Origin of the sequence: Vibrio injensis (assembly GCF_001895205.1) — a bacterium.
GTDB classification, from domain to species: Bacteria; Pseudomonadota; Gammaproteobacteria; order Enterobacterales; family Vibrionaceae; genus Vibrio; species Vibrio injensis.
In genome coordinates this window covers 1-18,238 of record NZ_BDJF01000016.1, presented here as the reverse complement: position 1 = coordinate 18,238, position 18,238 = coordinate 1, and the positions used below count along the sequence as shown (strand labels likewise).

Sequence of the window (18,238 nt, the reverse complement as noted above, 5' to 3'; positions counted from 1 at the left end):
TAGGTTTAACTCTACTACTTAACGTAAAAACGCGGATTAGCCGTGCCCCATATGGTGTAAAGCTCAGGGAAGATGAGATCGCTATGCGTTTCAATATCATCGACACTGATTTGTTTTTTGCCTTGAGCACCGAACAGTACAACTTCTTGTCCAGATTGAACGCCTTTAATTGTTGATACATCAACCATAGTGGTGTTCATTGAGGTAACGCCAACCACGTTTGCCCACTGACCATTGATCAGTACTTGCGCTTTATTGCCCATTTTTCGCGGATAGCCATCGGAATAACCAACCGGTAAATTGGCCAATACGGTGTCGCTGTCCGTGATATGAGTACTGTCATATCCTACTGTCTTGCCTTTTGGTAGGTGATGCAGTGATGCGATGCGAGTTTTGAATGAGACAATAGGAAGGTATTCTGGATTGGTTGGTAAATCACCATACAGCACGCCACCAGGGCGAACCATGTCTAATTGAGCTTCGGGTACATTAAGCGCCGTATATGAGTTAGCAACGTGAAATTGAACCTCTTCGCGTTTCAATGGGCCTTGCTCAACCAGCCAATTGGCATGTTGGTTAAAGGTCGCTAATTTTGCACGAATATCATCGGGATTATAATTGGGGAAATGTGTCATGATCCCAACAATTTGTAAGCCTTTTTGCTGAGTAATACTGAGTGCTTCCTGTTTCCCTTTTTCATGGCTCATATCAACGCCATTACGGCCCATACCACCATCATTTAACGCTAAATGCGCTTTGATAGGTGAACCTAAACGTTGACCTAATTGAGCAAGATCCATCGCTTGTTGTTTGGTGCCGATCAACTCTTCAATATTCAGCTCGGCGACAGCGGCAATTTCGTTAATGGTTGCAGATCGAACACGCATCAGTTGACCTTGAAAGCCACTTTCGCGTACTGCACGTGCTTCAGCATTACTGGTGATGGCGACACAAGGAATACCTTGTTCGATGATCGTTGGCATTAAACCACGGATGCCATTGCCATAAGCATCAGCCTTCATCACTGCACAAATTTTACTGCTTGGGTTAATGTGTGATTTAAACCGTTCAATGTTGGTTTTAAATTGACCTAAATTGATTTCAAGCCAAGCATTGGATTGAGCGATTTGCTCTGCGGAAGGGACGGTGGCATCAAGCGCTAATGGAGCAGAATGGCTGAGAAAGGAAGGTAGGGCGCTCGCCAAAGCGATAGAAAGTAGCGTAGCTTTAAAATGCATAATGTCTCCAAATCGGGGCATGAAATTTAAAAATCGAATTTCGCTTAACTTCATATGAACATCAGTATAGCGAGAATCTCAGGTTGTTTTGATAAGGTATTAGAATAGACGTTTAATCTGTGATGGGCGTTTGAAAAACCAACGGTAGGGAAATCCGTGAGTATAAAATGACAGCCCAATAACATAAACGCCTACCATCTGTTTAGAGAGTAGACGTTTTATAGAGTATTCTAAACGATTGTTAGAATAGCGTATTTTATTGAAGTTTGAAACGCATCATCGAGTTTTGTAATGATACGGACAGTTGCGCCAATTCGGTACACGCTTGTGCGGTTTGATTAGCACCTTGAGCCACCTCTTGAGAAGCATGGTGAATATTTTCAATATTACGCGTTAATTCATCGGCAACGGAATCTTGTTGGCTACAAGCGCTGGCAATTTGCGCCCCCATATCGGCCACTTGAGCAATGGATTGCTCGATAGAGTGCATGAGTTGTTGTGAATGGTTACCTTGTTCAACACAGTTATCAATACTTGCACACGAGCGATCGGTACCTTCCTTAGCCTGTTTCGCCATGTTTTGCAGTTTTTCAATAATAGAGGTAATTTCACCCGTTGAATCTTGTGTGCGTCCGGCAAGGGTTCTAACCTCATCGGCCACCACAGCAAAGCCTCGACCAGATTCGCCAGCGCGAGCCGCTTCAATGGCAGCATTGAGTGCAAGTAAGTTGGTTTGATCGGCAATACCACGAATAACATCGACAATCATATTGATTTGATTAGATTGTTGTTCAAGCTCAGAAACCGTTTGACCCGTTTGAGTAATGATTTCTGCGACCTGACCAATCGCATTAACCATCAATTTATTATCGCGTGCGCCTTCTTGCACTTGTTTATTGGTTGAATCAATTTCATGCGCCGAGCTTTCGGTATTGTTGGCAACATCGGCAACGGCAGCCTTCATCTGATTCATCGCCGTCGCGACTTGTGTGATTTGATCTTGCTGCTCTTGCATGCCTTGAGCTGCTTGAAAGGAAATTTGTGACATCTCTTCTACTGCGCTACTCAGTTGGGTCACTGCTGAAATGGTCTCTTCTATTAATTGGCGAAGATTGTCTTGCATAATCATCGAGGCATCGGCCAACTCACCGAGCTCGTCATTGCCAATCGCTTGTCGATTGAGTTTTTGTGATAAATCACCTTTAGCAATGGCATTCGATTGTGCGACCACTAACTTTAATGGCCCGCAAATGATCTGCGTTATAAAGTAGGTGACCAGCGCCATAATAACTAAGATCGCGATGTTGATGATACTCGAACTCACATCAATCCGATTGACGGCTTTAAGGATGTAGTCTTTATTGCCATCCATCGCTTGGCTAAGAATTTTAGATAGCTTTTCTATATCGGTTTCAATTTGACGAAAGTCTTGATTAGAACGGTTTAAAATTTCCAAAGCTTTAATCTGCTCGTTGGCAGCTAATGCCTGATTGAATTCAACCATGGTCTGATTATAGCTTTGCCAATGACGCATCAGTTGATTGAAGATGCGTTCTTCTTCACCTGGCCAAATATCTTGCCCGTATTTTTTTAATTCTGCATCGATTTCCTGTTGCAGTTGACGACTTTGATTGAGTCGATTGGTGATATCGCTGCGATCGCTAGAAAGTAATGAAGCAAATTGAGTGCGACGCCAATAGGATAGTTTATCACCAATATTATCGACCGCTTCAAAAGCGGGGAAGGTGTCTTCGGTAAAGTTAATGAGTTGATTTTTAATCTCACGGTGTTCCGTATGTAAAAACCAAGCAAATAAAATGTTGATAAGAGCAATGAGCCCAAATCCGCTGGCTAATTTTTTGCTAATCGACATATTTTTTAAAAACATGAATAAGCTACCTTACATTGGGTGGATTGGATTGGCACCAAACACAACTCCCTTGTGCACTTATTATCCAACGATGATTTGTTAGATATCCATAATTTGTGACTTTGGTTCAATTAATTGTGTATTTTATCACTATTTTTATTACCTGTGTTGCTAGTTATAAAAATAGTCAATAAATCACCAAAAGGAGAGGCGGTGATTAAAAAAATTTTCCCTAGAAGATGAGATCAAGGCGAGGTTTTACTGATTTTCCGCGCTAGTGATTGAAACTAATAGATATTCGTTGATCTACCCCTAAGTATTTCTTTCAGGTATAGGCATAATTCATGCTGGCTTCGAACTGTAACTATTTGTAATAGTTATTAACTTACAAGAGTTATTAACTAACAATAGTTATCAACGGGTCGTGGATAAGCGATCTGGCCATTATTCGTGGTTTTTATGCACATTGTCTCAGGAAGAGTAACTATGATACGCCCCTATATTAAGTACATTATCCCGTTAGCGATTCCCTTATTGATCCTCCTTTTACCCCTCTCTGCTTTTCCTTTTGAGGGGCTGACCATTATCCAGCAGCGAGTGATTGCTATTTTCCTGTTAGCGGCCTTATTATGGGTATTTGAACCGATCCCGATTTATGCCACTTCAGTGGTGATCATCGTTTTAGAACTACTGATGTTATCGGATAAAGGCTTGTGGTTATTTAAAAGTAACCAGCATCTTGCGGAATTTGGTGGGCTATTAAAACATAGTGACATCATGGCGACTTTTGCTAGTCCGATCATTATGTTGTTTCTCGGCGGGTTTTTCTTAGCGATGGCGGCGACTAAGTACCGTTTGGACGTCAACTTGGCAAGGGTATTACTCAAGCCTTTCGGTCAAAATCCTAAATTTGTCATGTTAGGTTTGATGTTGATCACTGGTATTTTCTCAATGTTTATGTCCAATACCGCAACCACAGCCATGATGCTCTCGATTTTAACGCCGGTTATCGCCGTTTTTGGCCCGAAGGATCCGGGCCGAATTGCTTTTGCGCTGTCTATTCCTGTGGCGGCTAATATTGGCGGTATCGGTACACCGATAGGCACGCCACCCAATGCCATTGCTCTTAAATACTTAGTTGGCGATAACCTTATTACCTTTGGTGAATGGATGGCATTTGGTGTGCCTTTTGTGATCGTATTAATGGCGCTGGCTTGGGTGCTGATTGGATTTATGTATCGAGCAGAACAAAAAACCATTGAATTAAGTATTAAAGGTAAATTTCTTAAAACACCGAAAGCGATGGTGGTTTATGTCACCTTCGCACTGACCATTTTATTATGGTTAATGGGATCGACGCATGGCATGGACTCTTATACCGTGGCGTTAATTCCGGTTGCGGTGTTCTCGGTGACAGGGATCATCAATAAAGAAGATTTGAAAAAAATCTCCTGGGATGTGTTGTGGTTAGTCTCTGGTGGTATCGCACTGGGTTTAGCGCTTGATAAAACAGGATTAGCGGAATTAGTCGTTAATAGCATTCCTTTTGATCATTACTCGCCTTATGTCGTGTTATTTGGTGCGGCGTTCTTATGTTTATTGATGGCGAATTTTATGTCGCACACCGCGACAGCAAACTTATTGATGCCAATTATGGCGGCATTGGGTACTTCTATGGTCTCACTGACGCCATTGGGCGGTGAGTTAACTCTAATTCTCGTCGTTACTTTTGCAGCTTCGCTAGGGATGTCACTGCCGATCAGTACTCCGCCTAATGCTCTCGCTCATGCGACCGGTCATGTACAAAGTCATCAAATGGCACGAGTTGGCGTTATCCTAGGTATTGTTGGTGTGTTGATGAGTTTTGTGATGATTTGGTTTTTACACTTTATTGGACACATTGGTTAATTAATGATGCTGGAAAACATGGATCCGCAGATGCAGGTATTAGTTGAGCGTTATTTTACTCATGCTCAGCGCTGCATCTGTTTACCCAGTGGCTCGATAATTCTTAAGCAAAATGGCTATAACGATCGCCTCTATTACGTAAAATCGGGTGAGCTACTCGGTCAATTTAGAGAAAAAGAGGGAAAAGCCATTCCGATTTTTTCGGCCTCAGCGGGTGCTTTTATCGGTGTACACAGTTTTTTTTCTGGTCATTGGATAGCGTCTTCCACGGTGATTGCGCAAACCGATGTTGAGCTCGGTTGGATTGACCGACATACGCCAGTGATTGAGCCACAGCAGTTTGGTCCGCTGAGTACCCAGTTTATGCCAGTGATTGTTGCCGAGCTTTCGCGTCGTCAACGACGCGCGATGCAAGAAGCGGTCGCCAAAGAAAAAGCGCTTGAGCGGTTACATATGGCGGAACAGATGACGACCTTAGGTCAGTTAGCCGCTGGTATTTCTCATGAATTAAATAACGCAATTGGCGTAGTAAGCAGTAAAACAGAACGGTTAGAAAGCTTATTTATTGAGCTGTTGCATGAAGTGCATCCCGAAGCCAGTCAGTTTTTTGATTTTGGTTTGTTGTATGGGCAAAAAGTGTCGTCGAGTGAAGCGCGCGAACGTGGCGCACACTTTGCGCAGCGCTATCAATTGCCGAAAAATCTCGCTCGTGAATTAGCTCGGGCAGTACCGGAGGAGACACTGTCCGCTCATTGGCTGGCCAATCCACATTTAGCGATTCGCTATTGGCAAATGGGGCGTGATTTACACGATTTACGTGTTGCCTCGAAACATGTGGTTGGGATCGTGAAATCGGTCAAACAATTGGGGCGTAGCGAGATCCATTTTGATGAGCAGTTGGATCTGAATGACACGCTAAATCGGGCGTTAGCATTATTGCAAAGTGATTTACGTCGAGTCTCGGTGCGGATGCGTCCCGGAGTCTTACCAATCTTAAAGGGATCGCAGACCGAATGGGTACAAGTATGGGTGAATATCATTAAAAATGCTTGTGATGCTATGCTCCAAACAGAGCATCCAGAAATAGATATCCATACTCGATATGATAAACAACGCATTTTGATCACTATTGCTAACAATGGGCCAGAAATCGATGAAGCCACACGGCGGAGAATATTTCAGCCCAGTTTTACCACCAAAAAAGAGGGATTATCGTTTGGTCTTGGGTTAGGGTTGGCGATTGTTAAGCGCATTGTGACCAGTTATGGCGGAACTACGGTTGTCAAAAGCAATCATGAGAAAACGATTTTCAGGATAAAACTACCAGTCGAGGATGGATATGGAGAAGCTTAATATTATTTGTGTCGATGACCAAAGGGAAGTGCTCAGTGCGGTGTTGCAAGACTTGCAACCGTTAGCGAGTTGGTTACAGATAGAAGATTGTGAATCAGCAGATGAAGTATTGCAACTGATGGACGAATTAGACGCTGAAGGTGAGTTTATTGCTCTGATTATTTCCGATCATGTGATGCCAGGAAAAACGGGTATTGAACTACTCAGCGAGATCACACAAGATCCTCGTTTTATCGGTACGAAAAAGGTCTTACTCACGGGACAAGCGACCCACTCTGATACGATTAATGCGATAAACACCGCAGGCATCAACCGTTATTTTGATAAACCATGGAGTGCAGAAGCGTTGATCGCCTGTGTTAGACAACTAGTGACAGAATTTATTTTTGACAAAGGGTTGGATTACACGCAATGGCATCAAGAGTTGGATCAAAACGTGGTGCTAACTCGCGTTCGCTAAATTTAACCTCAACTCAGCGTGATGATTAGCTCACGCTGAGTTCGCTATTTCTACTATTTTTGCTATTTCAGCTCGTCGGTTTGAGTCGATTTAGTGTGATCTTGACACGGTGTCTTACAGTTACAGACTTTATCAATCTCAACCTTTGCCAGACCGCCACAACTACCCTGAATCGGTTTTCGCCGAGCCATTACGCCAATGCTCATTAAGAGCACCATCAATAGAAAAACGCCAAAAGCGATCAAGTACACCATGTTTATGACTCCTTTTGTGTTTCGTATGGGTTAGCGGTGAATCGTAAAAATACGCTGTAACTTTTTTAACGTTGTTGGGTTGAGTTTAGTCCTTGCTTGCGAAGAATGACAACCTTGCTTTGTTTGGCAGGGTTTCTGGTGTTTATGAATCGAAGGACGAGCGTAAGCCAGATCGGTGATTTCCTGAAGTTCAGTAAGGGTAAGCTGAGCCAATGAGCGGCGAGCTGGATAGGCGAAGACTTTGATACCTAGCTTAAATAGTGTCGATAGCATCGCCTGACCGATATTTTTTACGATTACAGCCTCGACTTTATGTTGCCGTAACAGCTCAAGCAGCGCCGCTTTTTGAGCGCAGCGTTGAGCTGGGTCATGAGGTCCAGTGACAACAACCCTTTGCTGCTCGGTCACAGAGTGAATCAATAAAAATTCGGATGCTTTGGAAAAATGGCTACTGAGTTTTTGACCTTGGCTGGGTATGGCATAGATCATATCAATATTCCTATTGTAGTGAGAGAAGAGTGAGAAGTGGATATTGTGCGTCAGTAATTAGCATATGCCAATTATTTTCTGTATTTTGCCTGTTTTTTATCTAAGAAATCGTGGGTTTATCTTTGAGTGGACTTATTGATTGTCGACAATATTTGTTGAGATGATTCGATAATACAACGCCACAATCACTAACATTTAATTTTTTCTATAATTAACGGGGTTTCTATCAGGTTTTTTGATTGTTGTTGCGATGGTTTTTTGTGCGACCTTAGTCTAAATTGTCGCCGCTTTGCTTGATTGTCGACAATTGGTTGTTTATGGTAAGCGGTATCAGCAAGTCGAGGTTGTTCGTATTAACCACTCATCAGCTTGATGAGCTCAGCGTAATGACTGATGCGAGGTAGAAGAGCCAAGTGAATAAACACACAGATAACGAAAAAGAACATACTAAATCGGAAAGTTTAACCGAGTTTTTGATAGAGGCGATTGTCTCTGGCGACATTGCTCCGGGAAGTAAAATTTCTGAGCCTGAGTTAGCTAAACATTTTCAGGTCAGTCGAGGGCCTTTACGTGAAGCGCTGATGCGGATTGAAGGCTTAGGGTTGATTGAGCGTATTCCTCATGTTGGGGCTAGAGTCATTAAGCTTTGTCAAGAAAAGCTGGTGGATTTGTACGGCGTAAGAGAAGCGTTGGAAGGAATGGCGGCTCGTTTAGCGGCGCGTCATATTACCGAAGACGAATTGTCTAGCTTAGAGCAATTACTCATCACGCATTCTCGTCATATTGAACAAGTCGATGGGGCGGGCTATTTTCATCAATATGGTGATTTTGACTTTCACTATCGAATCATTCTAGCCAGTCGTAACCCACAATTGATTCGTTTGCTGTGCGATGAGCTTTACCATTTGCTGCGTATGTATCGATATCAATCGCCTCGTTCTCATTCTCGACCGATTGCCGCCCTTGAAGAGCATAAATTTATTCTGCAGGCGATACGTCACCGTGATGAAGAGTTGGCGGAGATGTTGATGCGTAGACATATTGCTTATAGCCGGCGCTTAATTGAACAGCAAATTAAGCTCGATAATCATACTAAGGAGTGTTTATGAGCATCAGTCCGGGAGCTAAATTTAAGCTTGCCCTTCACCAGCAGCAACCTTTACCCATTGTCGGTACGATTAATGCTTATTGTGCGATGATGGCTAAACAGATCGGCCATCAGGCTATTTATCTATCCGGTGCAGGCGTCGCGAATGCATCCTATGGATTGCCGGATCTTGGCATTACGGCATTAAATGACGTACTGATTGATGTCGAAAGGATCACGAATGCTTGTGATTTACCCTTGTTAGTGGATATTGATACCGGATTTGGCGGCGCGTTTTCGATTGCTCGGACGATAAAGCTAATGGAAAAAGCAGGGGCGGCGGCGGTTCATTTGGAAGATCAAGTGGCTCAAAAACGTTGCGGCCATCGTCCAAATAAAGCCATTGTTAGCCAACAAGAGATGGTTGACCGACTCAAAGCTGCGGTCGATGCTCGTCATGATAGTGATTTTGTGATCATGGCGCGTACTGATGCACTGGCCAACGAAGGCATGGACAAAGCCATTGAAAGAGCGATTGCTTATGTTGAGGCGGGGGCCGATATGTTGTTTCCCGAAGCGATGACGGAATTGGAACAATATCAACAGCTCGCTTTGGCATTACAATCGGCAACCGGAAAAAACGTACCGATTCTTGCTAATATGACTGAGTTCGGCCAAACCCCACTGTATAGCAAAGCGCAATTGGCACAGGCTAGTGTTGCCATGGCCTTGTATCCTCTCAGTGCGTTTCGGGCCATGAACTACGCTGCAGAAACGGTTTACCGCCACCTATTGAACAACGAGCATCAACAGGCGTTATTAGACGCGATGCAAACTCGTCAGGATCTTTACCACTATCTCGATTATCACGCCTATGAGCAAACGCTGGATACGCTATTTTCGAAAGGCAAATCTTAAACTTTTCTATGCTGGAATGATAAGTACAGCGCGGTGGTTTATCGCGACAAGAGGATTGCCGCTTTAACCTCCAACTTTGAATCAACAAAACTTAATGCGAAAAGGAGTTCATCATTATGTCTTGTCCCTCATCCTCAGGATTACGTGGTCAAAGTGCTGGCAGTACGGCGCTGTGTACGGTGGGTAAAACCGGTACTGGTTTGACCTACCGCGGTTATGACATTACCGATTTAGCCAACCATGCCCAATTTGAAGAAGTGGCGCACTTATTATTGATTGGGCACTTACCGACTCAGCGTGAGTTAGACAGCTTTAAAGCGCGTTTGATGGATCTCCGAAGCTTGCCTCCCGCGCTTACCGAGGTCTTAGAGCGGATCCCCGCAACGGCTCATCCGATGGATGTCTTACGCACTGGCTGTTCGATGCTGGGCAATATCGAACCTGAGCAAGAGTTTGCTCAGCAGTTAGCCAGTGCCGAGCGAATGTTAGCTCTATTTCCTGCCATTATTGCTTATTGGTATCGTTTTAGTCATCACGGAGTCAGGGTTGATACCCAGCAACATGGTGAAGACTCTATCGGTGGCTATTTTTTGGCAATGCTTAGTGATCGTGCACCGAGTGTACTGTTTAAACAAGTTATGCATTGTTCATTAATTCTATACGCTGAGCATGAGTTTAATGCGTCAACTTTTACCGCTCGCGTGTGCGCATCGACCTTGTCTGATCTGCATTCTTGTATTACTGCCGCGATTGGTTCATTACGAGGGCCATTACACGGTGGAGCTAATGAAGCAGCAATGGCGATGATAGAGCCGTGGACGACGGCAGAGGAAGCCGAGCAACATCTGCTGCGTATGCTGGCAGAGAAGCAGACCATCATGGGCTTTGGGCATGCGATTTACCGTGAATGCGATCCACGTAACGCCTTGATCAAACAGTGGTCTAAGCGCTTATCCGAGCAGGTAGGCGATAGCCATCTTTATGCGGTTTCTGAACGAGTTGAAGCCGTAATGCAGCGCGAAAAAAACTTATTTTGTAATGCCGATTTTTTCCACGCTTCGGCCTATCACTTTATGGGTATTCCGACCAAACTCTTTACCCCGATTTTTGTGCTGAGCCGTTTAACTGGGTGGGCTGCACATGTGTTTGAGCAGCGGGCTAATAATCGAATTATTCGTCCAAGCGCGGACTATATTGGGCCCGATCCTCAAGATTGGGTTCCGATAGATCAGCGTGGCTAATCGTGACGCTGTCACTCAACGTGGTGGATTATTGAGGATCAAGAGAAGAGCATGAAGAGTCGTTTTAGACAAACCTTACCCGGAACCGAGATTGATTACTTTGACGCTCGCGCAGCGATTAACGCCATCAAACCTGATGCGTATCAGAGCCTACCTTATACCTCGCGGATACTGGCTGAAAATCTGGTGCGCTGTTGTCCTAGTGAACAGCTTATGTCAGCATTAACACAACTGATTGAGCGTAAACGAGATCAGGATTTTCCTTGGTATCCCGCACGTGTAGTGTGCCATGATATTTTAGGTCAAACCGCTTTGGTTGATTTAGCGGGACTACGTGATGCGATTGCGGAGCAAGGCGGCGATCCAGCGCAAGTCAACCCCATCGTCGAAACGCAATTGATTGTTGATCATTCGTTAGCGGTCGAGCACGCTGGTTTTGACGCCGATGCTTTAGCAAAAAATCGTGCGATTGAAGACCGGCGCAATGAAGATCGTTTTCATTTCATTGAATGGTGCAAACACGCGTTTAAAAATGTCAGCGTGATCCCCGCTGGTAATGGCATTATGCATCAAATCAATTTAGAAAAAATGTCGCCAGTCATCCAGTTGAAGCAAGGAGTGGCCTTCCCTGATACTTGTGTGGGGACCGATAGCCATACCCCTCATATTAATGCTCTTGGGGTTATTGCGATTGGTGTTGGCGGCTTAGAAGCGGAAACCGTCATGCTCGGCCGACCATCGATGATGCGTTTACCGGATATTGTCGGGGTAAAGCTTATCGGCCAGCGCCAAGCTGGAATTACCGCGACCGATATTGTATTAGCATTAACCGAATTTTTGCGTACGCAGCGAGTGGTCTCAGCCTATTTAGAATTTTTTGGTGAAGGCGCTCATCAACTGACGATTGGCGATCGCGCCACCATCGCCAACATGACACCAGAATATGGTGCTAGCGCGGGTTTGTTCTATATTGATCAGCAAACTCTACGTTATCTTCAGCTCACGGGCCGCGAGCCAGATCAAATCGCGTTAGTTGAGCAATACGCGAAACAGACTGGCTTATGGGCTGATGCGTTACTCGAGGTGCAGTATGAAAGAGTCTTAACCTTTGATCTCTCTCAAGTCGAACGCACCATGGCTGGGCCTTCTCAACCCCATCGCTGTTTACCTACCTCACAATTGGTTGAACGCGGTATCGCCCATACGCTAAGACAAGAGAGTACTCAATTCGGCTTACCTGATGGGGCGGTGATCATCGCAGCGATCACCTCATGTACCAACACCAGTAATCCGCGCAATTTGGTCGCGGCGGGATTACTTGCTAAAAAAGCCAATCAGCGTGGCTTGATACGTCAGCCTTGGGTGAAAAGCTCGTTTGCGCCCGGCTCTAAAGTGGCCAAACTGTATTTGGAAGAAGCCAACTTATTAACCGAGCTTGAAACGCTAGGCTTTGGGATTGTTGGCTACGCTTGTACAACCTGTAATGGAATGAGTGGTGCGTTGGATCCGGCCATTGAGCGAGAAATTCTTGCCCGTGATCTCTATACCACCGCAGTATTATCTGGTAATCGTAACTTTGATGGACGAATTCATCCTCATGCCAAACACGCTTTTTTAGCGTCACCACCGCTGGTTGTCGCTTACGCGATTGCTGGCAGTATTCGTTTTGATATTGAGCGAGATGCACTTGGTGTGGACAGTCAGGGGAGACCTATTTACTTAGCGGATATCTGGCCGAGTGATGAAGAGATTGATGCCGTGGTCGAGAGCTGCGTTAAGCCGCAGCAATTTCAGCAAGTGTATATTCAAATGTTTCAGCTACAGGATCCGACTCAGCAAGCGTCACCGCTTTATGATTGGCGTCCTCACAGTACTTACATCCGACGCCCTCCTTATTGGCAAGGTGCGCTGGCTGGCAAGCCGAGTTTAACTGGCATGCGTCCGTTAGCGATTTTAGGTGACAATGTCACGACTGATCACCTTTCTCCCTCGAATGCGATTTTAGCGAGCAGTGCCGCTGGAGAGTACTTAGCCAGTATGGGTGTTCCCGAAGCGGACTTTAACTCTTATGCGACTCATCGTGGCGATCATTTAACAGCGCAACGCGCCACGCTTGCTAACCCCAAACTATTGAATGAAATGGTCAGAGAGAACGGTCAAGTGGTACAAGGATCATTAGCGCGGATTGAACCTGAAGGGCGAGTTACTCGACTATGGGAAGCGATAGAAACCTATCTAGAACGTCAACAACCGTTAATCATTATTGCTGGTGCCGATTATGGCCAAGGTTCATCTCGTGATTGGGCGGCGAAAGGAGTACGTTTAGCTGGCGTTGAGGCGATCGTTGCCGAAGGCTTTGAGCGCATCCATCGCACCAATTTAGTCGGTATGGGGGTATTGCCGCTGCAATTTATGACAGGGATGAACCGTTTAACCCTTGATTTAGACGGCAGCGAGTTATTTGATGTCCGCGGAGTGATCCAGCCAAATGCCACACTTACGTTGACCATCACTCGCCGAGATGAGTCTTCTTTTTCGATTCCGGTGATTTGTCGCCTTGAAACGGAAGATGAAGTTGATGTCTATCAAGCAGGCGGCGTATTGCCCCGTTTTGCTCAGCAATTTTTAGTGAAAGAGTAGCCCCGATGAGTGATATTAATTCTAAGATCTCTATTGCCTCGGATAGTACCGTTGGTTCAGCGCGGCAAATAAAAATTCCCGCTACCTATTTAAGAGGTGGCACCAGTAACGGCGTGTTTTTTAAGCTCTCCGATCTTCCTATTGATGCACAATCATCCGGCGAGTATCGCGATAGATTATTGTTGAGGGTTATCGGTAGCCCTGATGCCTATGGCAAGCAGATCGATGGTATGGGGGGCGGAAGTTCCAGTACCAGTAAAGTGGCATTGATTTCAAAAAGTCAGCAAGCGGATCACGATGTTGATTATTTATTTGGTCAAGTTACCATCGATCAACCACAGATTGATTGGAGTGGTAATTGCGGTAACCTTTCCGCTGCGGTCGGTCCTTTTGCGATAGAGGCTGGGTTGATTGCCCCTGCTCGTATCCCTGAACAGGGTGTGGTGGCGGTAAAAGTATGGCAAACCAACATTCAAAAAACGCTGATCATTCACGTACCAATCGTCAACGGTCAAGTTCAAGAAATCGGTGATTTTCAGCTCGATGGTGTTGCTTTTCCTGCGGCTGAAATTCAGGTTGAGTTTGTTGATCCAGCTGAGGGGCAAGGCGCAATATTTCCGACTGGGAATCTACGTGACTGCTTATCTATCCCCGGTCTTGGTGATATTGAAGTGACGTTGATTAATGCAGGGATTCCGACCATTTTTCTTGATGCTCACCGACTGGGTTATCAAGGCGATGAAGGGCAAGAGGTGGTCAACGCCGATCTTGAAATGCTCGCTAAGTTAGAAATGATCCGTGCTTATGGCGCGTTAAAAATGGGTTTGATTGAGCATTTAGAACAAGCTAAAGCGCGTCAACATACGCCTAAAATTGCTTTTGTAGCGCCATCGAAAGCCTATCTCACCGCTAGTGGAAAGCAGATTAAGAGTGCTGAAGTTGATCTCCTGGTGCGCGCTCTATCAATGGGGAAATTACACCATGCGATGATGGGAACCGCTGCCGTTGCGATTGCCGCGGCGGCTTGCGTTCCTGGCACGCTCGTCAACCAAGCCGCGGGAGGTGGTCAACGAAGTCAAGTCACTTTTGGTCATCCTTCTGGTACCTTAACGGTCGGCGCGACGATAGAAGGAATGATTATCGAAGGACAGACACAGCCCGTTTGGCAAATCACTAAAGCGGTGATGAGTCGCAGTGCACGAATTTTAATGCAGGGTTGGGTGCGAGTTCCTGCGCCTTAACCATTTTTTGGAGATAGTGTTGAGCTATCTCTATGTTCATATTACATTCAGCGATTGATACTATGCTGGCTTAGGAAGCTTGAGTAATCATGAGATATCTGACTTATTGAGTATTGATTGCAACAGAATGCTCTTTGGCGCTGAAATTTTATATTTTCTATATATCTCTTATCGTGTTTTATACATTTTCTTTAAATCCATCTGATTAGTATGGAGGATCTCTATTCAGATAGGATGCGCTCAAAGCGCAATAGGAAAATGAAACCATCACAAAAAAGTACGTCTTCGCTTGCTCTATTGGCTGTCGGTATTGTTTATGGTGATATTGGAACTAGCCCTTTATATGCATTGAAAGAAGTGTTTTTTAGTCACCATCCCCTTGCTATTAATTCAACAAATGTTTTTGGCATACTCTCCTTAGTCTTTTGGGCTTTTATTATTATCGTGTCGGTAAAATATTTATTGTTCATTACCCAAGCCGATCAAAATGGTGAAGGCGGTATCTTAACCTTAGCAAGCATTGCTAAAGCGCATTGCCCACATGCAATGAAACCGGTTGTTCTACTATTAGGCTTATTAGCGGCAGGATTCTTCTTCGGTGAAGCGGTAATTACACCAGCAATGTCGGTGCTTTCTGCGGTTGAAGGGATCGCTGTAGCTAAGGCCAGTTTAGCCCCTTATGTTTTACCCGCTGCATTGGTGATCATTTGCGTATTATTTGCTATTCAAGTTTTAGGAACTGAGCGGATAGGCCGTTTCTTTGCGCCAATTATGCTGCTCTGGTTTATCACGTTGGGTATTTTAGGGTTGATGGCTATCGTCAAGCAGCCACAGGTTTTAGCCGCAGTGAATCCTTATTATGCTTGGCATTTTATAGCTACTCACGGTATCGGTACTCTTATTATCTTGGGTGTTGTTGTACTGTCAGTCACGGGTGTCGAAGCGCTATACGCTGATATGGGCCATATTGGCATTAAGCCCATTCGATGGGCTTGGTTTACTATCGTTTTACCTAGTTTACTGTTGAACTACTTTGGGCAGGGGGCGTATTTACTTCAAACACAAGGCCTAGAAAGACAAACCTTTTATGGCTTAGTACCCCATGCGTTACTCTGGCCATTGATCATTTTAGCGACGTTAGCGGCGATTATTGCTTCTCAAGCGGTGATTTCCGGCATCTTCTCATTAACTCGCCAAGCGATGAACTATGGTTATCTCCCACCATTAAAAATCACCCATACTTCAGCGCATTCTCAAGGACAAATTTATGTGCCTGCCGCGAATTTACTATTATTCACATCCGTAATGATGGTGATGGCGAGCTTTAAATCCTCAACAAATTTAGCGGCTGCTTATGGTATTGCCGTGACCGCGATCATGACCATCTCTTCATTATTAATACTAATTGTCGCTCGTTACTACTGGCAGTGGCGATTACGTTATGTGATGACCATGGGCGCTGTCTTTATTACCTTGGATCTCGGCTTACTGATATCAACATCGACGAAATTTAGTCATGGTGGTTGGCTGCCAATCGTGCTTGGTGGTGGTGTATTCCTTATTATGTACATTTGGCAGCAACAGAAGCGGCGTTTATTGGAACAATCGGGGAGTGATTTATCGTTACCCGCAATGATCTCGTCACTTGAAGGGGAAACCTTTCAACGTACTCAACGTACTGCGGTGTATTTTTCTCGTTCGAGTGATCATGTGCCTCGGTCACTGATCCACAACTTAAAATACAATAAGGTATTGCATGAGCGTAATGTGTTGATGACCTTTCAAAATGACTCTCAGCCTTATGTTCATCCCTGCCGTCGAGCGGAGATAACCCAACTGTCGGATACCTTTTGGCAAGTGATCATTCATACTGGATATCAAGAAACCCTAGAGATCGACCAAGTAATGCACTCTTGTGGTTTAAAAGGGCTATTTCTCCATCCGAATGAAACGATTTTTTTCCTCTCCGCTGAGCATATTCAAGCGCAAAAAATCGGTTTATGGCATGACTTTAAAGCTAGGCTATTTATTCTATTAAGTAAGCACGCATTACGAACCTCTGAGCGATTAAATATTCCCTCAGATCGATTAATAGAGATGGGCGTTTATCGGGAAATTTAGTCTCTGTCATTTACGTTACGAAAAAAATAAAAAGGCCAAGTAACGGTGTTTACATGGCCTTTTTTGCTAATAGAGAATGAAAGCTTATTAATTTGATTCGCGATGAATCGGCGATATTTTTTGCTGAGCGCGTCGGCGTACAGACCAACCAATAAGTAGGCTTACGACACCAATCAATAACGTCATCAACGGGGCGAGAATCAAAATATGATTGGCAATTTTCGATAAGTTATCAGGCAGTAATGACACGCCATAGCCTGAAAAGACCAAAAAAAGAACCCATGCAATGGCACTTAAGGGGGTGACCAGTAAAAAACGCGTTGGAGATATCGCATTTCTCAGTCCCATGACCATCGGCAATAAAGAGCGCACCACGGGTAAAAAACGCGCCATAAACATTGCCAGCAGGCCGTATTTATGAATTAAACGATCCGTTGTATCCCATTGTTTAGCAGGAACTTTCTCTAACCAAGAAGCCACCATACGCCATTCTTTTAATTGATGACCTTGGTAAAATGCCATTGCTCCTCCTAACCATCCTGCGATGATCAGCACGCCAATCACGGCGTATAAATTCAAAATGCCTACAGCAGCAAGGCTACCACACAAGATAACGATGCTATCACACGGTAGAGGCGCAGCAGGCAGGAAAGCACTCTCAACAAAAATCAGTAACCCGATGCAGAGATACAATAACGAAAGATCGATGTGCTGTAATGCAATCAGATCTTGATGCCATAAGGCAGAAAAAATAGACAATAGCGTATTCACAATATCTTTCCTCAATCAAAAAATAATAACGAGTGGTTTGATTGAAAAAAGTTAAGCGTGGGCAAAACGTGAATAGAGATTAGAAAATTGCAGCGCTTTGCGGATAAAAAACAGCGTGGATTGACTAAAGTAAAACCACAATATGATCGCCGCGACACTCAGCGCAAGGGCAAGATAAAAGGGAGTGTCTTTCTTTAGCGCGATATCGTCATTATCATCAGAGATTAAGCGAATGGGTGTTGTGCGATTGGGTTCACTGCGTACGACTATGGCGAGTGAATATTGTTCTGGATGCGCTTGTTCGCTAGCCACATGTTGATGAATCAAGGTAGGGGCTGCTAGTGGTTTCTCTTGAATAGCATTTAAATCAAGCCAGTTTGGAAAACTGACCAGAGCGATAAACAATGCAAACAGAGCAGACTGGATCATAAGACGATTATGGATAACTTGAAATTACCCAGAGTATGCGGCGTGTCAGCCATATCTGTAAAGTGTTTTTAACCGTCGAGCAAGAGATAACCCTAATTCATTCATCGAGGTTGGCGTACTCAACTATCTAAACAAACTATCATCCCTTAACCTATCATTTCCGTTGAATTTTTGTATGGATAATAACTAACGAATAAGGGTAAAGTGAGACCCAGACT

Annotated in this window: 15 protein-coding genes; 9 read left to right on the top strand and 6 right to left on the bottom strand. The window is 44.5% G+C overall.

Annotated elements, in window-relative coordinates; genetic code table 11:
• Positions 1 to 14 precede the first annotated feature (14 nt).
• Both alr and BSR11_RS05205 read right to left on the bottom strand, forming a co-directional pair.
• Positions 15 to 1,238, bottom strand: coding sequence for an alanine racemase (gene alr, locus BSR11_RS05210; protein ID WP_072669409.1), 1,224 nt, complete (start codon positions 1,236 to 1,238; stop codon positions 15 to 17).
• A gap of 256 nt (positions 1,239 to 1,494) precedes the next feature.
• A complete protein-coding gene (locus tag BSR11_RS05205; protein ID WP_072669408.1) occupies positions 1,495 to 3,126 on the bottom strand; it encodes a methyl-accepting chemotaxis protein in 1,632 nt (543 codons plus the stop codon).
• Positions 3,127 to 3,597: 471 nt separating this feature from the next.
• Between BSR11_RS05205 and BSR11_RS05200 the strand changes: the two genes are divergently transcribed.
• Genes BSR11_RS05200 through BSR11_RS05190 form a run of 3 tightly spaced genes read left to right on the top strand, consistent with a single transcriptional unit; the run spans position 3,598 to position 6,829 of the window.
• Complete coding sequence (locus tag BSR11_RS05200) at positions 3,598 to 5,016, top strand: SLC13 family permease (protein WP_208604775.1); 1,419 nt, start codon at positions 3,598 to 3,600, stop codon at positions 5,014 to 5,016.
• A gap of 30 nt (positions 5,017 to 5,046) precedes the next feature.
• Positions 5,047 to 6,369 (top strand): ATP-binding protein, encoded by a 1,323-nt coding sequence (locus BSR11_RS05195; protein WP_110166987.1) that lies wholly within the window; start codon positions 5,047 to 5,049, stop codon positions 6,367 to 6,369.
• Complete coding sequence (locus BSR11_RS05190) at positions 6,356 to 6,829, top strand: response regulator (RefSeq protein WP_004395326.1); 474 nt, start codon at positions 6,356 to 6,358, stop codon at positions 6,827 to 6,829. Before BSR11_RS05195 ends, BSR11_RS05190 begins: the two co-directional genes overlap by 14 nt.
• A gap of 62 nt (positions 6,830 to 6,891) precedes the next feature.
• On the opposite strand, the gene nqrM is transcribed toward BSR11_RS05190, so the two are convergent.
• Positions 6,892 to 7,083 carry a (Na+)-NQR maturation NqrM gene (gene nqrM, locus BSR11_RS05185; protein WP_004395325.1) on the bottom strand — a complete coding sequence of 64 codons (192 nt, stop codon included), beginning with the start codon at positions 7,081 to 7,083 and terminating at the stop codon, positions 6,892 to 6,894.
• A 30-nt stretch (positions 7,084 to 7,113) separates the two neighbouring features.
• Positions 7,114 to 7,572 (bottom strand): NifB/NifX family molybdenum-iron cluster-binding protein, encoded by a 459-nt coding sequence (locus BSR11_RS05180; protein WP_072669405.1) that lies wholly within the window; start codon positions 7,570 to 7,572, stop codon positions 7,114 to 7,116.
• A 413-nt stretch (positions 7,573 to 7,985) separates the two neighbouring features.
• On the opposite strand from BSR11_RS05180, the gene BSR11_RS05175 reads away from it, so the two are divergent.
• From BSR11_RS05175 to BSR11_RS05150, 6 genes are all read left to right on the top strand, one after another.
• Positions 7,986 to 8,681 carry a GntR family transcriptional regulator gene (locus tag BSR11_RS05175; protein WP_072669404.1) on the top strand — a complete coding sequence of 232 codons (696 nt, stop codon included), beginning with the start codon at positions 7,986 to 7,988 and terminating at the stop codon, positions 8,679 to 8,681.
• Positions 8,678 to 9,577 (top strand): methylisocitrate lyase, encoded by a 900-nt coding sequence (gene prpB, locus BSR11_RS05170; protein ID WP_072669403.1) that lies wholly within the window; start codon positions 8,678 to 8,680, stop codon positions 9,575 to 9,577. The genes BSR11_RS05175 and prpB overlap by 4 nt, the downstream gene beginning before the upstream one ends.
• A gap of 116 nt (positions 9,578 to 9,693) precedes the next feature.
• Positions 9,694 to 10,818, top strand: a complete 1,125-nt coding sequence (prpC, locus tag BSR11_RS05165; RefSeq protein ID WP_072669402.1) for a bifunctional 2-methylcitrate synthase/citrate synthase — start codon at positions 9,694 to 9,696, stop codon at positions 10,816 to 10,818.
• A gap of 51 nt (positions 10,819 to 10,869) precedes the next feature.
• Positions 10,870 to 13,458 carry a Fe/S-dependent 2-methylisocitrate dehydratase AcnD gene (acnD, locus tag BSR11_RS05160; RefSeq protein WP_072669401.1) on the top strand — a complete coding sequence of 863 codons (2,589 nt, stop codon included), beginning with the start codon at positions 10,870 to 10,872 and terminating at the stop codon, positions 13,456 to 13,458.
• A gap of 5 nt (positions 13,459 to 13,463) precedes the next feature.
• Positions 13,464 to 14,699 carry a 2-methylaconitate cis-trans isomerase PrpF gene (prpF, locus tag BSR11_RS05155; protein ID WP_072669400.1) on the top strand — a complete coding sequence of 412 codons (1,236 nt, stop codon included), beginning with the start codon at positions 13,464 to 13,466 and terminating at the stop codon, positions 14,697 to 14,699.
• A 258-nt stretch (positions 14,700 to 14,957) separates the two neighbouring features.
• Complete coding sequence (locus tag BSR11_RS05150; RefSeq protein ID WP_072669399.1) at positions 14,958 to 16,820, top strand: potassium transporter Kup; 1,863 nt, start codon at positions 14,958 to 14,960, stop codon at positions 16,818 to 16,820.
• An 87-nt stretch (positions 16,821 to 16,907) separates the two neighbouring features.
• Here the strand turns inward: BSR11_RS05150 and BSR11_RS05145 are convergent, their stop codons facing one another.
• Both BSR11_RS05145 and BSR11_RS05140 read right to left on the bottom strand, forming a co-directional pair.
• Positions 16,908 to 17,591 (bottom strand): DedA family protein, encoded by a 684-nt coding sequence (locus tag BSR11_RS05145; protein WP_181397497.1) that lies wholly within the window; start codon positions 17,589 to 17,591, stop codon positions 16,908 to 16,910.
• Positions 17,592 to 17,642: 51 nt separating this feature from the next.
• Positions 17,643 to 18,020 (bottom strand): hypothetical protein, encoded by a 378-nt coding sequence (locus BSR11_RS05140; RefSeq protein ID WP_072669397.1) that lies wholly within the window; start codon positions 18,018 to 18,020, stop codon positions 17,643 to 17,645.
• Positions 18,021 to 18,238 lie beyond the last annotated feature (218 nt).

Excerpts from the sequence above, each read along its gene's own strand:
- prpC (WP_072669402.1), top strand. The coding sequence starts at position 9,694 with ATGTCTTGTCCCTCATCCTCAGGATTACGTGGTCAAAGTGCTGGCAGT.
- acnD (WP_072669401.1), top strand. The coding sequence starts at position 10,870 with ATGAAGAGTCGTTTTAGACAAACCTTACCCGGAACCGAGATTGATTAC.
- alr (WP_072669409.1), bottom strand. The coding sequence starts at position 1,238 with ATGCATTTTAAAGCTACGCTACTTTCTATCGCTTTGGCGAGCGCCCTA.
- prpF (WP_072669400.1), top strand. The coding sequence starts at position 13,464 with ATGAGTGATATTAATTCTAAGATCTCTATTGCCTCGGATAGTACCGTT.
- BSR11_RS05140 (WP_072669397.1), bottom strand. The coding sequence starts at position 18,020 with ATGATCCAGTCTGCTCTGTTTGCATTGTTTATCGCTCTGGTCAGTTTT.
- nqrM (WP_004395325.1), bottom strand. The coding sequence starts at position 7,083 with ATGGTGTACTTGATCGCTTTTGGCGTTTTTCTATTGATGGTGCTCTTA.
- BSR11_RS05190 (WP_004395326.1), top strand. The coding sequence starts at position 6,356 with ATGGAGAAGCTTAATATTATTTGTGTCGATGACCAAAGGGAAGTGCTC.
- prpB (WP_072669403.1), top strand. The coding sequence starts at position 8,678 with ATGAGCATCAGTCCGGGAGCTAAATTTAAGCTTGCCCTTCACCAGCAG.
- BSR11_RS05205 (WP_072669408.1), bottom strand. The coding sequence starts at position 3,126 with ATGTTTTTAAAAAATATGTCGATTAGCAAAAAATTAGCCAGCGGATTT.
- BSR11_RS05180 (WP_072669405.1), bottom strand. The coding sequence starts at position 7,572 with ATGATCTATGCCATACCCAGCCAAGGTCAAAAACTCAGTAGCCATTTT.
- BSR11_RS05150 (WP_072669399.1), top strand. The coding sequence starts at position 14,958 with ATGAAACCATCACAAAAAAGTACGTCTTCGCTTGCTCTATTGGCTGTC.
- BSR11_RS05195 (WP_110166987.1), top strand. The coding sequence starts at position 5,047 with ATGCAGGTATTAGTTGAGCGTTATTTTACTCATGCTCAGCGCTGCATC.